1 protein-coding gene is annotated in these 1,448 nt (G+C 42.9%); it reads left to right on the top strand.

What is annotated here, in order from left to right; translation table 11 throughout:
* Window positions 1–68 precede the first annotated feature (68 nt).
* Window positions 69–1,231, top strand: a protein-coding gene (locus tag AC0KTX_RS16730) for an IS3 family transposase (RefSeq protein ID WP_445206380.1) whose coding sequence is annotated in 2 segments (ribosomal slippage) — window positions 69–312 and window positions 312–1,231 — 1,164 coding nt in all. Because the reading frame shifts where the segments join, the coding sequence is not laid out codon by codon here.
* The last annotated feature ends 217 nt before the right edge of the window (window positions 1,232–1,448 follow it).

Genomic DNA, 1,448 nt, shown 5'->3' with positions numbered 1-1,448 from the left:
TGATGCTAGTATAGTTTCATGGACACCCTTTAGTGAAATATAATATTAACGAAGGGATGTGTCCTGATATGGGTAACACAAGCGAAAAACGTAAAAGTTATCATGCTGAATTTAAGGAAATGGTGGTTGAGCTTTATCAAACTGGAACACCAGTAAAACAGATCTGCAGCGAATATGGCCTGTCTGAAACGACAATCTACAAATGGATCAGAAAACAAAAACCGGTTAAGCTGGATGACGGGGGCTCTTTTACCCCGGAAGAATTTCTGAACCTGCAAAAAGAATTGCACCGGCTGAAAGAGGAAAACGAAATCTTAAAAAAAGCTATGGCCATATTCGCAAAGAAGTAGATCAAACCACTGTTATATCCATGATTGACGAGATAAGAGCCAAACACCATTATGACCTTAAAACCATGTGTACGGTCCTTGGCGTGCCGAGAAGTACCTACTATCAATCCAAACAAAAAACAGAGTCAAAAACAAAACGGGAAAACCGGGAGCTGACAGACAGAATACGAAAAATCCATACGGAAAGCAAGCAGAGATACGGAGCACCGAAGATCCACCATATGCTTGAAAAAGAAGGGCTCAAAGTTAGCCTGAAACGGGTTCAGCGTTTGATGAAGGCTGCAGGCATTTATTCCATTATCAGAAAAAAGTACCGCCCCCATTCCAATAAGGGCAAGATGGAAGAACACGATAACCTGCTGAACCAGGACTTCTCAACGACAACCATCAACGAGAAATGGGTTACGGATATTACGTACATTCATACTTTGAGAGACGGTTGGTGCTACCTGGCTTCCGTAATGGATTTACATTCCAGAAAGATTGTCGGTTACGCTTTTGACCGCCACATGACGACTGAACTGGCTTTAAAGGCAGTAGAAAACGCTTATCAGGCACAACGTCCAGGTCCGGGATTGATCTTGCATTCTGATTTGGGATCCCAGTATACAAGCGAGAAATTTGCAGAATACATGGAAAAGAAGCAGTTCAAACACTCCTTCAGTAAAAAAGGTTGCCCATACGATAACGCCTGCATTGAGTCTTTCCATGCAATTCTGAAAAAGGAAGAGATCTACAGAGTCAACTATTTGAACTTTCAAGCTGCCAGAAGAGCCTTATTCGAATTTATAGAAGGCTGGTACAATCGGAAACGGATTCATAGCTGCCTGGGCTATATGACGCCACAAGAAACAGAAGACAGTATCAAAGGGGCAGCGTAGTGCTCTTCACAATTTTACAAGCATCCGCTTTACATGGAGTGGCGGGGCGTGGTAGGCTTGTTTGCCATGCGAAAGAAATCATTGCCCCTTTCGCCCTTCGCATAACACCACGCCCGCAGAGGCTCCATGTCAAGCGACCAGCGATGTCATGAAAAATATGGCATGAGATCAAAATTAAATTTCACTTATTGGTGTCCAAAATATTGACTTAAATCCA

The sequence above is a fragment of the Aeribacillus sp. JST-2 genome, assembly GCF_056032925.1.
Note: the sequence above shows the minus strand (reverse complement) of the source record. Positions and strands in the feature narration are given on the sequence as shown.